A 12,731-nucleotide genomic window follows, 5' to 3' on the forward strand; every position below is an offset into this window, starting at 1 on the left:
GATGACAAAGCCTGTTTGCAATGCAAACAGGCTTTGTCTTGTAAACAGGAAGGCTGCGGATTCAAAGACCTATGTGGAGCGGCCCGGCTTTGCCGGGTCCGGTAAAACCGTGGCCGGTACTTTGCCAGCAACCTGAGGCTGCCTTCGGGCAGCCTTTTTCATGTGGCGCAAACGCTTAGTGCGCGTGGGCGGCCGGGGCGCCGTCTTCCACTTTCACGTCTACTTTCACTTCACCGGCTTTTTCAAACTTCAGCACCAGTGGGAACTTGTCGCCTACCTTGGCTTGCTGCTTGATGTCGAACAGCATCACGTGCAGGCCGCCCGGGGCCAGCTTGGTGGCTTCACCCGCCGGTACGGCAATACCGCCTGCTACTTCGCGCATGCGCATCACGCCGTTGTCGTTAACGTGGGTGTGCAGCTCGATCTTGCCGGCCTGCGGGCTGGTGGCGGACACCAGTTTGTCGGCGTCCTTGCCGGTGTTGTTGATGGTCATGAACACGCCGGCAGTGGGGCTGGTGGCCGGCATGGCGCGGCTCCACGGGTGGCCGATTTTCAGCGCGCCAGCGGTATAGTCGTGTGCTAGGGCAGGCAGGGACAGCAGGGAGGCCAGGGCCAGGGCAGCGAGTTTGCGCATACGGATTCCTTTGCAAAAATGTAAAGCAGACAGGTTGGCCGCAAGGCTACCACTGCCGCGCCTGCGGCACATTGCCCTGCGACAAAATGCCGCACCCGCCATGCCTGCCATCGCAGCAGCCTGTGCGCCTGGATGCGCCGCTGCCGCAATTTTATTGTCTTTCATGGCAGCGGCGTGCAGGGCGGTGCCAGCTGGCTACAATGGCGGCCAACTTATTGCTGAAGTGCATCATGATCAAGGCGTTGTATCTGCAGTTTTTCTTTGGCGGGCTGGTCAGCCTGCTGGTGATTACCAACCCGCTGTCCAAGATTCCGCTATTCGTCAGCCTGACCCAGGGCATGAGCGAGCTGCGCCGCGCGCACCAGGCACGCATGGCCTGCGTGTACGCGGCGGCCATCATGCTGGTGTCGCTACTGGCCGGTAACGTGATTCTGGGGGCGTTTGGCATCAGCTACGGCGCGCTGCGTATTGCCGGTGGCTTTGTGGTGGCCACGCTGGGCTACCGCATGCTGTTTTTGTCGCAAGACCCGGGCATGGCGCCCAGCACCAAGCGGCGCGAAGATTACGCGTTCTTTCCGCTGGCCATGCCGGGTATCAGCGGGCCGGGCACCATCGCCGTGGTGATCGGCATGGCCACCGAAATCGCCGAGCTGGGTAACCACACCGCGCGCCTGCTGGCGCTGGGCATGACCACGCTGGCCATCCTGGCGACCTGCGCCGGTATTTTCCTGCTGTTGCGCTCCGCCAGCTGGATCGCGCAGCGCATCGGCCGCGCCGGTACCGAGGTACTGGGCCGGCTGATGGGCTTTTTGCTGATTTGCGTGGGCGTGCAGTTTATCGGCTCCGGCGTCCGCACTTTCATGGCCGGTTCCTGACAAGATCGTTCAAAACGGCGCGGCGGCGCTGTGCCAGAATGCAGCATCACTCCGCTGCCGCTGCACCATGACCGCTGCCCGCCCCGAACACGCCCGTTTCTTCCGCGCCGACGACATTGCGCCGATGGAGCTGCTGGACGCCTTCTATACCCGCCAGGTGTTTGCCCCGCACTTTCACGAAGAGTACGTGGTGAACACCGTGCACTGGGGCGCGCAGTCCTACCACTGGCGCGGCGGTAACCACGTGGCCGGGCCGGGCGCGCTGATCCTGATTAACCCTGGCGAAGTGCACACCGGCCGCTCGGCGCACGACGCCGGCTGGGGCTACCACGGCTACTACCCGTCGGCGCAGCTGATACAGGGCCTGGCCACCCAGATGGCCGGTAGGCCGGTGCAGCCCTTTTTTCGCGATACGGTGGTGTACGACCCCGAGCTGTGGCAACGGCTGTGGCAGCTGCAGCCGCTACTGCGCGATAGCCACGACCGCCTGCTGCGCGAAAGCGTGCAGCAGGGCATTTTTGCCGATGTGCTCACCCGCCACATGGGCGTGCGCGAGGCGGCGCTCCCCGCCGCCCACCCGGCCCTGCAGCGCGTGCGCAGCCTGCTGGCCGACCGCTTGGCCGACAACCTTTCCCTGCAGACGCTGGCCGACGAGGCCGGGCTGTCGCCGTGGCACCTCAACCGCCGCTTTCGCCAGCAGTTCGGCCTGCCGCCGGTAGCCTGGCGCAACCAGCTACGCGTGGCGCGCGCCCGCCGCCTGCTGGCGCAGGGTGTGCCGCCGGCGCAGGTGGCCGCGCAGCTGGGCTTTGCTGACCAGCCGCAGCTGACGCGCGCCTTTCGTGCCGCGCTGGGCATTACGCCGGCTGCCTACCAGCGCACGGTGCGTGGCCGCTAGCGGCGCAAGATCGTTCAAGCCAGCCGTGTCATCTGCCTGCATAGTGGGTCATGAACAAGCTGTTCCATCGCTGCCCGCGTGGCGCGTGCCAGAATGGTTTTTTACTTGGGGGGTTCACGATGCAGACCTTTCACGGCGAATGTCAGTGTGGCGCGGTGCGCTACCGCGTGCAGGGCGAGGTGGCCACGGTATTTGCCTGCCATTGCCGCGAATGTCAGCGCCAGTCGGCCAGCGCTTTCGGTATGGCGCTGTGGGTACGCCAGGCACAGCTGACCCTGCTGCAGGGTAGCGTGCAGCGCTGGCAGCGCCACACGCCGTCCGGGCGCGTGATGGACTGCGATTTCTGCCCGCAGTGCGGTACGCGCCTGTTCCACCGCACCTCGGGTAACGGGGACATACTCAGCATCAAGCCCGGCACGCTGGACGACGCACCGGTGTGGCAGCCGGTAGCCCATATCTGGACTGCCAGTGCGCAGGCAGGCTGGCAGCCACCTGCAGGGGCGCTGTGTTACCCGGGCAACCCGCCAGCGTGGGCACCCCTGCTGCAGGCCTGGCGCAATCACGCCGCTGCCTGCGGCCAACCTTGAATCTGTGGAGTTTTGCATGAACCTTAACCGTGCCGCCTTGCTGGCGGGCGTTCGCGATACGGTGCCCATGCTGGTGGGCGCGGCGCCGTTTGGCGTGATCTTTGGCACGCTGGCCATTGCCAGCGGTATCCCCGTGTGGGCGGTGCTGGCGCTGTCGGCGCTGGTGTTTGCCGGCTCGTCGCAGTTTGTGGCGGTGAGCCTGATCGGCGGTGGCGCGGCGCTGCCGGTGATCTGGCTAACCACCTTTGTGGTGAACCTGCGCCATGCGCTGTATAGCGCCAGCCTGCTGCCCGCCGTGCGCGAGCTGCCGGCGCGCTGGCGCTGGTTGCTGGCGTTCTGGCTGACTGATGAAACCTACGCCGTGGTGGAGCACCGCTTGCGCACCCAGGGGGTGGCGGATGGCGGTGCGGCCTACTGGCTGGGCTCGTCGCTGGCCATGTACCTGAACTGGCAGCTGTGGACCGTGGCCGGTGTGCTGCTGGGGCAAAGCGTGCCAGGCCTGGCCCAGCTGGGGCTGGACTTTGCCATGGTGGCTACCTTTGCCGCTATTGTGGCGCCGCAGCTGCGGCAGCGGCCGGTGCTGGCGGCGGCACTGGCCGCGGGTGGCGTGGCCTTGCTGGCGCGCCACCTGCCGTACAAGCTGGGGCTGATGCTGGCCGCGCTAGCCGGGGTGCTGGCCGGTTTGCTGGCGGAAAGGTTGGCCGCAAGCCAGCCACAGGGGGAAGAGGCATGACGATGAACCTGTTGCTGGCCATCGCCGGTATGGTGGTGGTGACTTACGGCATCCGCCTGAGCTTTCTGGTATTTGGCCACCGCCTGGTGTTTCCGCCGCTATTACAGCGTGCGCTGCACTATGTACCCGCGGCGGTGCTGACCGCGCTGATCGTGCCGATGGCGCTGGCCCCGCAAGGCCCTATCGACCTGAGTGCGGCCAACGCCTACCTGCCGGGTACCTTGGCGGCGGCGACGGTGGCTTTTTTCAGCCGCCAGACGCTGCCGGCCATCCTGCTGGGGTTTGCGGTTTACGGGGTGTGGCGCTGGCTGTTTTGAGCGGCAACGCGCTCGGCCACCTCGGGCGGGCCAAACAGCAGCACGAGCCGCGCGCGCCAGCTGCGAGCGGCCAAGGTTTCGCGCAGCATGTCGCGCCACTCCACCACGCTGACCCATAGCGGGTTCACGCTGTTTACCGGCTTGAGCGTGCCGTATTCGCACGGTGTGTCATCGCGCTCGGCCACGTAGCTGCCAAACAGGCGGTCCCAGATCACCAGTACGCCAGCGTAGTTGCGGTCGATATAGCAGGGGTTGCGCGCATGGTGGCTGCGGTGGATGGACGGGGTGTTGAATACGTACTCCAGCCAGCCCAGCTTGGGGATGGCCTGGGTGTGCACAAAAAACTGGAACGCCAGGTTCAGCAGCACCACGCCCACCACCAGCTGCGGGGCAAAGCCCAGCCAGGCCAGCGGCAGCCAGAACGCCCACATGCCGGCCAGCGGGTACATCAGGCTCTGGCGAAAGGCGGTGGACAGGTTCATGCGGGTGGAGCTGTGGTGCACGCTGTGCGCCGCCCATAGCCAGCGCACACGGTGGCTGGCGCGATGAAACCCGTAGTACAGAAAGTCTTGCGCCAGAAACAGCAGCACAAAGCTGCCCCAGCCGTCACCCAGGTCGAACAGCCGGTAGTGTTGGTAAACGTACTGGTACAGCGGTATCACCAGCAGCCAGGCCAGCTTGTCGGCGCCCTGGTGCAGCAGCGCCAGGCCCGCGTTGCACAGCGTGTCGCGCCAGCTGTAGATGTCGTGGCGGCCGCGTTTGGCCCAGTACCAGGCCTCGGCGGCCACGCAGCCGACAAACAATGGCGCTAGCGCCAGCAGTAGCAGATCGATGCTGAAATCCATATTGCCTCCTCGTGTCTGGCTGTACCGTCATGGCGGTACAGTCCTTGTGCTGCGCTCTCTAGAGTCGCGGCCCTATGTTGAGGAGGGTGCAGTGGTTTTTGCAACGATCGTTTGAATGAAGGTGGTATCAAACCAGGCGGGTGTACCCAAAGTACCACGTATAAAAATGCGGCCAACCCCGGGCGGGGTTGGCCGCAATGCGGTGCAGGCTAGACTTGTTCAGCGCTTGGTGTTGCCGATACTCATCAGCATGCCCAGCGCCACGGCCAGCGACACGGTGGCGGTACCGCCGTAGGACATGAAGGGTAGCGGCACGCCCACTACCGGCAGGATGCCGGCCACCATGCCCATGTTCACAAACACGTACACAAAGAACGACAGCGTAATGGCACCGGCCAGCAGGCGCCCGTACAGGGTTTGTGCGCGGGCGGTAATCAGCATGCCGCGGGTGATTACCCCCAGATACAGCGCCAGCAGCAGCAGGTTGCCGGCCAGGCCGAACTCTTCCGAGTACACGGCAAAGATAAAGTCGGTGGTGCGCTCGGGGATGTAGTCCAGGTGCGTCTGGCTGCCATTGAGCCAGCCTTTGCCCCATGGCCCGCCCGAGCCGATGGCGATCATGGACTGGATAATGTGGTAGCCGTCACCCAGCGGGTCTTGCATGGGGTCGATCAGCGTCAGCACGCGGCGGCGCTGGTAGTCGTGCAGCAGGTTCCACACCACGGGCAGGCTGGCCAGAAAGGCCACCAGGCCGCCGATGATGATCTTCCACGACAGCCCGGCAAAGAACAGCACAAAGAAACCGGCGCCCATGATCAGCACGGCCGTCCCCAGGTCGGGCTGTTTCAGTACCAGCGCGCCGGGCACGGCAATCAGCGCTACTGCCACCAGATAATGCCGCCAGTTCAGCGTGCTTTCGTATTTCTGGAAGTACCAGGCCACCATCATGGGCAGCGCGGTTTTCATGATTTCCGATGGCTGGATACGCACAATGCCCAGGCTCAGCCAGCGGGTGGAGCCGTTGACCGTAATGCCGAACAGCTCCACGCCGACCAGCATCAGCACCCCGGCTGCATAGAGCGGCGGGGCAAAGTTCATCACGGTTTGCGGGCGGGCGTTGGCCATGATCCACATCACCGCCAGGGCCATGATGGTGTAGACCAGCTTGTTGTCTATCTTGTGCCAGCTTTGGTTGGAAGCCGAAAACAGCACCAGCATGCTCATCACGAAGATGCCGGCCAGAAACGCCATCAGCCAGCCGTCAAACGGGGCGGCAATGGCATCCCAGATTCGTTTAGCGAGCGGCGCTTGCATCGTGCTTGTCTCCTGCCTGTGCCGGCGGTGGCATGGTAATCATCTTGCCTTGCAGCTCGGCCGGTACTTTGCCGGTGAGGGCAAAGTCGCTGACGGCGCGGGCAATCGGCGCGGCGCTGGCGGCGCCGAAACCGGCGTTTTCCACAATCACGGCAATGGCAATGCGCGGTGTTTCTACCGGGGCAAAGGAAATAAACCACGAGTGGTCGCGATATTGTTCTGCCAGCGCTGCGGCGTTGTATTTGGCGCCCTGCTTGATTTGTACTACCTGGGCGGTACCGGTTTTGCCCGCCATGGTGTAGGTCAGCCCTGCGGCCAACCTGGCGGCGGTACCGCCAGGGCGCATCACGGCGACCATGCCGTCTTTCACGTACTGGTACAGCTCGGGGCGGAAGGCCAGGGTGCGCACCGGGCGCGGCTCTACCTGGCGCACCTTGCCGCTGCCGGCCTGGGTGATTTCTTGAACAAGGTGTGGTTTGAATACTTTGCCGTCGGCCGCCAGGATGGCGGTGGCGTTGGCCATTTGCAGCGGGGTGTAGGCGTTAAAGCCCTGGCCGATGCCCACGCTGACGACGTCGGCCGGGTACCAGCGGCGTACTTCGGGTTTGAAGCGGGCAAAGCGTTTTTCTTTCCATTCTTTCGAGGGCAGCACGCCGCTGGCCTCGCCATCCAGATCAATACCGGTTTTCTGCCCCAGGCCAAACTGCCCCACCAGCGGGTGGATGCGGTCTATGCCCATGTCCCAGGCCACGCGGTAAAAGAAGGTGTCACTGGAAACGGCAATGGCTTTGCCGATATTGACCATGCCGTTGCCACGCGGGTTGGAGTCGCGGAACTGGTGGCTGGAGCCGGGCAGGGTAAAGTAGCCCGGTGCCGGGCGCAGGTCATAGGGGCCGATGGCGCCAGACTGCAGGGCGGCCATGGCCATGAAGGGCTTGAAGGTGGAGCCGGGGGGGTACAGGCCGCGCACGGCGCGGTTGACTAGCGGTTTTTGCCAGTCTTCGTTCAGGCTTTTCCAGCTGGCGCTGTCGATGCCATCGATAAACAGATTGGGGTCGAAGCCGGGTTTGGACACAAAAGCCAGTACGCCGCCGGTTTGCGGATCGATGGCCACCAGTGCGCCGCGGCGCTGGCCAAAAAGCTTGTCGGCCACCTCTTGCAGGCGGATATCCAGCGCCAGCTTCAGGTTGTTGCCGTGCATGGGCGGTGTGCGGCGCAGGCTGCGTACGGCACGGCCACCGGCGTCGGTTTCCACTTCTTCAAAACCGTTGGTGCCGTGCAGTTCGGCCTCGTATACCGCCTCCAGCCCCAGCTTGCCGATGTGGGTAGCGCCGCGATAGTTGGCCAGCTTGTCGTCTTCTTCCAGCTTTTGCTGGTCGCGCTGGTTGATACGGCCGATATAGCCCAGTACGTGGCTGGTAAGCTCTTTGTAGGGGTAGTCGCGGAACAGCCGGGCTTTGACTTCTACGCCGGGAAAGCGCCAGGCGTTGGCCGCAATGCGCGCGGCTTCGTCTTCGCTCAGCCGCAGCTTGAGCGGTACCGGCTCGAAGTCTTTGCTTTCGGAAAGAAACTTGCGAAAACGCCGCTCGTCGCGCGGGCTAATGTCTACCAGCGCGCGTAGTGCCTTGATGGTGGCTTCCATATCGGCCATCTTGGCGGGGGTGATTTCCAGCGTGTAGGCGGCGTGGTTTTGCGCCAGCACCACGCCGTTGCGGTCCATGATCAGGCCGCGGTTAGGCTGTACCGGCACCAGCGAGATGCTGTTGTTCTGCGCCAGGGTGGCAAAGTGATCGTACTGCATCACCTGCAGCCAGATGAAACGTGCGGCCAGTGTGAGCAGCATCAGCACCATGAAGCCGTAAGCAATCACCAGCCGTAGCTGGAACTGGCTTTCTTCGGCTTGTGTGTCTTTCAGTCGGGTAGGGCGGTGCATGCTTAAAGGGTGTGGTGACGGTAGGGCAGTAGCAGCAGCTTGGTCAGCAGCGGCCACAGCAGCGCCCCCATCAGCGGCGGCAGGAAATAGCCGGCACCGACAAAGGCCGAGCCCAGTGCCAGGCGTACCAGCGCCATGGTCAGCTGGTTGGCCAGCATCAGCGTTAGCACCACCAGCGCTTGCTGGCCCAGGTTGAACATGATCAGCTGGCGCTGGCGCAGCATCACCAGATAGGTGGTCACCGAGTAAGCCAGTGCGTGCTGGCCAAACAGGCTGTTGGTGCTGACATCAACGATCAGACCAATCAGGAAACCCATGCCGATGCCGATGCGGCGCGGCTGGTTGATGGCCCAGTACAAAATCAGCAGGCCGACAAAATCCGGCAGCCAGCGGGTAGAGCCTACCGGCAGCGGTAGTAGCTCCATCATCAGTGCCAGGGCGAAGGTCAGGGTGATGAAGCGGCGCTTCACCGGCTTGAGCAGCTCCTGCGGGCGGTCGTAGCTCATGAATCAGCCTTCATCCTCGGTGTCTTTTTTCTTTTTCGGCTTGGCAGGCTGCGCGGCCGGCTCCGGGCGTGGGGGCATGGCAGCGCGTGGCGGCAGCACCAGGACATAGCGGCTGGACTGAACACCGGCAATGCTCTGGCACAGCACACGGGCAAACGAGGCGCCGGCCGGGCGGTCTACCCGGGTAACGCGCGCCACCGGTATGCCTTCGCTGTACAGCCCGTCAATGCCGGATGTCACCAGCAGGTCGCCCGGCTGGATATCGGCGGCAGCGGGCAGGTAGCGTACTTCCACCCCGCCACCGTAGCCGTACAGCAGCGAGCGCTGGCCCGTGCGCTGGTTGACCACCGGCACCATCTGGTTCTTGTCGATAATCAGCGTGACTTCGGCGGTAAGCGGCTGCACGCGGGTTATCTGGCCTACCAGGCCGCGCTCATCCACTACCGGCAGGCCTGCGGCCAACCCTGCATCCAGACCTTTGTCGATAATGATCTTGTAGGAAAACGGGTCGCGCGCGGTGTACAGCACCTCGCCCAGGTGCCCCGCCTGCAGGCTGCCTGTGCGCAGGCCGTTCAGCGCCTTCAGTTGCTGCACTTCCTGCTCTAGCGAGGTCAGGCGGGCCAGCCTGGCCGACTGTGCCAGCTCGCGGCTGCGTAGCTCGGCGTTTTCCTGTTTGAGTGAGGTCTGGGTAATAAAGAATTCGCCAATGTGCGCGGCGGCTGCCATGGGCATATTGACGGCGCGCTGTATCGGGTACAGCACCACCGATAGCGCATCGCGGGTGCGGTCCATCAGCCCGAACTGGCTATCGCCAATCAGCAAGGCCAGCGAGGTGAGCACGCACAGCAGTAGCTGCGAGCCGGGGCGCAGGCCCTGGTTGGAAAAACGGGGGGTATTGGCGAAGTTCATGCAGCCGTGCGCCACCCCTTGCAGGATGGCGCCTGAAGAAGCGGTGAATTACGGTACGTTGGTAAAGATGGTGCCGGTCTTGTCCATCTTGTCCAGCGCCTTGCCAGAGCCACGCACCACGCAGGTCAGTGGCTCTTCGGCCACGAATACCGGCAGGCCGGTTTCTTCGGCCAGCAGGCGGTCGATGTCTTTCAGCAGCGCGCCGCCGCCGGTCAGCACCATGCCCTTGTCGGCAATATCGGCACCCAGCTCGGGCGGGGTTTGCTCCAGGGCAATTTTCACGGCAGACACGATCTGGTTCAGCGGCTCGGTCAGCGCTTCCAGGATTTCGTTGCTGGACACGGTGAACGCACGCGGAATGCCTTCAGCCAGGTTGCGGCCTTTCACTTCCATCTCGCGCACCTCGGCACCCGGGAAAGCGGAGCCGATGGTCTTCTTGATTTCCTCGGCGGTGGTTTCGCCAATCAGCATGCCGTAGTTGCGGCGAATGTAATTGATGATGGCTTCGTCAAACTTGTCGCCACCCACCCGTACCGAGTTGGAGTACACCACGCCACCCAGCGAGATCACGCCTACCTCGGTCGTGCCACCACCGATATCCACCACCATGGAGCCAGTCGGCTCTTCTACCGGCAGGCCGGCACCGATGGCAGCCGCCATCGGTTCTTCGATCAGCTCCACGCGGCGTGCACCGGCGGCCAGGGCCGAATCCTTGATGGCGCGGCGTTCTACCTGGGTCGAGCCGCACGGTACGCAAATCACGATGCGCGGGCTGGCCGAGAAGAAACGGCTAGGCGTCACTTTCTTGATGAACTGCTTCAGCATCTGCTCGGTCACGGTGAAGTCGGCAATCACGCCGTCTTTCATAGGGCGAATGGCCTGGATGCTGCCCGGGGTGCGGCCCAGCATCTTTTTGGCTTCCAGACCGACGGCCAGAATGGACTTCTTGTTGGTCGGCGCATCGCTATGAATGGCTACAACCGAAGGCTCGTCAAGGACAATGCCCTTGCCGCGCATGTAAATCAGGGTGTTGGCCGTGCCAAGGTCGATGGCCAGATCATTGGAAAAGTAGCCGGTGAGCGAGCGAAACATATGGCAGTCCTGAGAATGATATTTGTGCGGCGGCATGAGTTTACCGCATCGCAATGGTGGCGGTTTTGGACATCGCGCCAGCAAAAGGTTCACTTGTTTTTCAGTAAAACTGCTGGCAATTTTATGGCGCGATGCCCTTGTATTCTTGGGCGAAACAAACCAGTTATGATACCCTACAACGCTTGAATTATTAAAGGTTTTGACGAGGACGCCATGTCGCTGACCCATCAGGATGTTGCGCGAATTGCGCGACTCTCCCGCATCGCCGTGACCGACGCAGAAATCGAGGCAGTCGGCAGCCAGCTCAATAATATTCTTGGCCTTATCGAACAGATGCAGGCAGTGAATACCGACGGTATCGAACCGATGGCGCACCCGCAGGATGTTTCCCTGCGCCTGCGCGAAGACGCGGTTACCGAGCCGAACCGCCGTGACGCCTGCCAGGCGGTGGCACCGCAAGTGGAAAAAGGCCTGTTCCTGGTTCCCAAAGTCATCGAATAACACGGCCAACGTTGGCCGCAGGCTGCCCGCCATGGGCAGGCCATTCTGGACGAGCATCAAGACAAGATGATTAACGCCACTCTCAAGCAACTATCGCAGCAGCTGACAGCCGGGCAGGTTTCTGCCGTGGAGCTGGCCACTGCCTATCTGGACCGCATCGACGCGCTGAACCCGGCGCTGAATGCTTTCATTACTGTAGACCGTGACAAAACCCTGGCTGAAGCGCTGGCTGCCGATGCGCGCCGCGCTGCCGGCCAGGCAGGCCTGCTGACCGGCGTGCCCATCGCGCACAAGGATATCTTCTGCCAGCAGGGCTGGAAGACCAGCTGCGGCTCGAAAATGCTGGACAACTTTATCTCGCCGTACAGCGCGCACGTTATCGAACAATGTCAGGCCGCCGGCCTGGTTACGCTGGGCCGCGCCAATATGGACGAATTCGCCATGGGCTCGTCCAACGAAAACAGTTTCTACGGCGCCGTGAAAAACCCGTGGGACGTTAACGCCATTCCGGGCGGTTCGTCCGGTGGTTCGGCAGCTGCCGTGGCAGCGCGCCTGGCGCCGGTGGCCACCGCTACCGACACTGGCGGCTCCATTCGCCAGCCGGCCAGCCACTGCGGCGTTACCGGCATCAAGCCGACCTACGGCGTGGTATCGCGCTTTGGCATGGTGGCCTACGCCAGCTCGCTGGATCAGGGCGGCGTGATGGCGCAAACCGCCGAAGACTGCGCGCTGATGCTGAACGTGATGGCAGGCTTTGACGAGCGCGACTCCACCAGCCTGGAGCGCACGTGCGAAGACTACACCCGCGATCTGGCCCAGCCGCTGGCCGGCCTGCGTGTAGGCTTGCCGCGCGAGTATTTTGCCGATGGTCTGGCCGGCGACGTTGGCCGCATTATCGACAATGCAGTGGCCGAGCTGAAAAAGCTGGGCGCCGAGGTAGTAGAAGTCAGCCTGCCCAACACCCAGCTGTCCATTCCGGCTTACTACGTGATTGCCCCGGCAGAGGCGTCGGCCAACCTGTCGCGCTTTGACGGCGTACGCTACGGCCACCGCGCCGATGAGTACAAAGACCTGGTGGAAATGTACGAGAAGTCGCGTGCCGAGGGCTTTGGCAGCGAAGTGAAGCGCCGCATCATGGTGGGCACCTATGTGCTGAGCCACGGCTACTACGACGCCTACTACATCAAGGCACAAAAAATCCGCCGCCTGATTGCCAACGATTTTGCTGCCGCCTTTGCCGGCTGCGACGTGATCCTGGGCCCGGTAGCGCCTACCGCCGCGTTCAATCTGGGCGAGAAATCCGGCGACCCGGTGCAGATGTACCTGTCCGACATCTACACCCTGTCGGTCAACCTGGCTGGCTTGCCTGCCATGAGCGTGCCGGCCGGCTTTGCCGACAACGGCCGCCCGGTAGGCCTGCAGATCATCGGCAACTACTTTGGCGAAGCCAAAATGCTGAACGTGGCGCACCAGTTCCAGCAAGTGACCGACTGGCACAGCAAGGCGCCGGCTCTGTAAAACGATTAATTGGCCACGAAACCCACGAAAGAGCACGAAATCAGTTGGCCATGTGATGGCGTGTGACATGCA

At 63.1% G+C, this 12,731-nt stretch carries 14 protein-coding genes; 7 read left to right on the plus strand and 7 right to left on the minus strand.

The annotated features are described in order from the left end of the window. Positions 1-175: 175 nt before the first annotated feature. Positions 176-634 carry a copper chaperone PCu(A)C gene (locus FLQ44_RS15285; RefSeq protein ID WP_147695103.1) on the minus strand — a complete coding sequence of 153 codons (459 nt, stop codon included), beginning with the start codon at positions 632-634 and terminating at the stop codon, positions 176-178. Positions 635-864: 230 nt separating this feature from the next. Here FLQ44_RS15285 and FLQ44_RS15290 point away from each other — a divergent pair, with 230 nt between their 5' ends. From FLQ44_RS15290 to FLQ44_RS15310, 5 genes are all read left to right on the plus strand, one after another. Continuing rightward, positions 865-1,509, plus strand: a complete 645-nt coding sequence (locus FLQ44_RS15290) for a MarC family NAAT transporter (protein ID WP_147695104.1) — start codon at positions 865-867, stop codon at positions 1,507-1,509. A 67-nt stretch (positions 1,510-1,576) separates the two neighbouring features. Then, positions 1,577-2,404 carry an AraC family transcriptional regulator gene (locus FLQ44_RS15295; protein ID WP_147695105.1) on the plus strand — a complete coding sequence of 276 codons (828 nt, stop codon included), beginning with the start codon at positions 1,577-1,579 and terminating at the stop codon, positions 2,402-2,404. 119 nt (positions 2,405-2,523) lie between these two features. Continuing rightward, positions 2,524-2,991: a GFA family protein gene (locus FLQ44_RS15300; protein WP_170252993.1), complete on the plus strand. Its 468-nt coding sequence runs from the start codon at positions 2,524-2,526 to the stop codon at positions 2,989-2,991. A gap of 16 nt (positions 2,992-3,007) precedes the next feature. Continuing rightward, positions 3,008-3,724: an AzlC family ABC transporter permease gene (locus FLQ44_RS15305; protein WP_147695107.1), complete on the plus strand. Its 717-nt coding sequence runs from the start codon at positions 3,008-3,010 to the stop codon at positions 3,722-3,724. After that, positions 3,721-4,041 (plus strand): AzlD domain-containing protein, encoded by a 321-nt coding sequence (locus tag FLQ44_RS15310; RefSeq protein WP_240801300.1) that lies wholly within the window; start codon positions 3,721-3,723, stop codon positions 4,039-4,041. Before FLQ44_RS15305 ends, FLQ44_RS15310 begins: the two co-directional genes overlap by 4 nt. On the opposite strand, the gene FLQ44_RS15315 is transcribed toward FLQ44_RS15310, so the two are convergent. From FLQ44_RS15315 to FLQ44_RS15340, 6 genes are all read right to left on the minus strand, one after another. Continuing rightward, positions 4,014-4,886 carry a sterol desaturase family protein gene (locus tag FLQ44_RS15315; RefSeq protein ID WP_147695108.1) on the minus strand — a complete coding sequence of 291 codons (873 nt, stop codon included), beginning with the start codon at positions 4,884-4,886 and terminating at the stop codon, positions 4,014-4,016. The genes FLQ44_RS15310 and FLQ44_RS15315 overlap by 28 nt on opposite strands. Before the next feature lie 219 nt (positions 4,887-5,105). Then, positions 5,106-6,200, minus strand: coding sequence for a rod shape-determining protein RodA (rodA, locus tag FLQ44_RS15320; RefSeq protein ID WP_147695109.1), 1,095 nt, complete (start codon positions 6,198-6,200; stop codon positions 5,106-5,108). Then, on the minus strand, positions 6,181-8,133 hold the full coding sequence (mrdA, locus tag FLQ44_RS15325) for a penicillin-binding protein 2 (RefSeq protein ID WP_147695110.1): 1,953 nt from the start codon (positions 8,131-8,133) through the stop codon (positions 6,181-6,183). Before mrdA ends, rodA begins: the two co-directional genes overlap by 20 nt. Before the next feature lie 2 nt (positions 8,134-8,135). Further along, positions 8,136-8,639: a rod shape-determining protein MreD gene (gene mreD / locus FLQ44_RS15330; protein ID WP_147695111.1), complete on the minus strand. Its 504-nt coding sequence runs from the start codon at positions 8,637-8,639 to the stop codon at positions 8,136-8,138. 3 nt (positions 8,640-8,642) lie between these two features. Then, entirely contained in the window at positions 8,643-9,548 is a 906-nt protein-coding gene (mreC, locus tag FLQ44_RS15335) for a rod shape-determining protein MreC (RefSeq protein WP_147695112.1), read from the minus strand. 48 nt (positions 9,549-9,596) lie between these two features. Further along, positions 9,597-10,640 carry a rod shape-determining protein gene (locus FLQ44_RS15340; protein WP_017507473.1) on the minus strand — a complete coding sequence of 348 codons (1,044 nt, stop codon included), beginning with the start codon at positions 10,638-10,640 and terminating at the stop codon, positions 9,597-9,599. Between the two features lie 213 nt (positions 10,641-10,853). Between FLQ44_RS15340 and gatC the strand changes: the two genes are divergently transcribed. Then, complete coding sequence (gene gatC / locus FLQ44_RS15345; RefSeq protein WP_026107698.1) at positions 10,854-11,141, plus strand: Asp-tRNA(Asn)/Glu-tRNA(Gln) amidotransferase subunit GatC; 288 nt, start codon at positions 10,854-10,856, stop codon at positions 11,139-11,141. A 66-nt stretch (positions 11,142-11,207) separates the two neighbouring features. Then, positions 11,208-12,659 carry an Asp-tRNA(Asn)/Glu-tRNA(Gln) amidotransferase subunit GatA gene (gatA, locus tag FLQ44_RS15350; protein WP_147695113.1) on the plus strand — a complete coding sequence of 484 codons (1,452 nt, stop codon included), beginning with the start codon at positions 11,208-11,210 and terminating at the stop codon, positions 12,657-12,659. Positions 12,660-12,731 lie beyond the last annotated feature (72 nt).

It is taken from the genome of Vogesella mureinivorans (assembly GCF_007644035.1).
In the GTDB taxonomy this organism is placed as follows: Bacteria; Pseudomonadota; Gammaproteobacteria; order Burkholderiales; family Chromobacteriaceae; genus Vogesella; species Vogesella mureinivorans.

Coding starts and splice junctions, on each gene's coding strand:
- FLQ44_RS15290 (WP_147695104.1), top strand. CDS start 865: ATGATCAAGGCGTTGTATCTGCAGTTTTTCTTTGGCGGGCTGGTCAGC.
- FLQ44_RS15305 (WP_147695107.1), top strand. CDS start 3,008: ATGAACCTTAACCGTGCCGCCTTGCTGGCGGGCGTTCGCGATACGGTG.
- FLQ44_RS15295 (WP_147695105.1), top strand. CDS start 1,577: ATGACCGCTGCCCGCCCCGAACACGCCCGTTTCTTCCGCGCCGACGAC.
- rodA (WP_147695109.1), bottom strand. CDS start 6,200: ATGCAAGCGCCGCTCGCTAAACGAATCTGGGATGCCATTGCCGCCCCG.
- mrdA (WP_147695110.1), bottom strand. CDS start 8,133: ATGCACCGCCCTACCCGACTGAAAGACACACAAGCCGAAGAAAGCCAG.
- FLQ44_RS15285 (WP_147695103.1), bottom strand. CDS start 634: ATGCGCAAACTCGCTGCCCTGGCCCTGGCCTCCCTGCTGTCCCTGCCT.
- mreD (WP_147695111.1), bottom strand. CDS start 8,639: ATGAGCTACGACCGCCCGCAGGAGCTGCTCAAGCCGGTGAAGCGCCGC.
- FLQ44_RS15300 (WP_170252993.1), top strand. CDS start 2,524: ATGCAGACCTTTCACGGCGAATGTCAGTGTGGCGCGGTGCGCTACCGC.
- gatC (WP_026107698.1), top strand. CDS start 10,854: ATGTCGCTGACCCATCAGGATGTTGCGCGAATTGCGCGACTCTCCCGC.
- FLQ44_RS15340 (WP_017507473.1), bottom strand. CDS start 10,640: ATGTTTCGCTCGCTCACCGGCTACTTTTCCAATGATCTGGCCATCGAC.
- FLQ44_RS15310 (WP_240801300.1), top strand. CDS start 3,721: ATGACGATGAACCTGTTGCTGGCCATCGCCGGTATGGTGGTGGTGACT.
- gatA (WP_147695113.1), top strand. CDS start 11,208: ATGATTAACGCCACTCTCAAGCAACTATCGCAGCAGCTGACAGCCGGG.
- mreC (WP_147695112.1), bottom strand. CDS start 9,548: ATGAACTTCGCCAATACCCCCCGTTTTTCCAACCAGGGCCTGCGCCCC.
- FLQ44_RS15315 (WP_147695108.1), bottom strand. CDS start 4,886: ATGGATTTCAGCATCGATCTGCTACTGCTGGCGCTAGCGCCATTGTTT.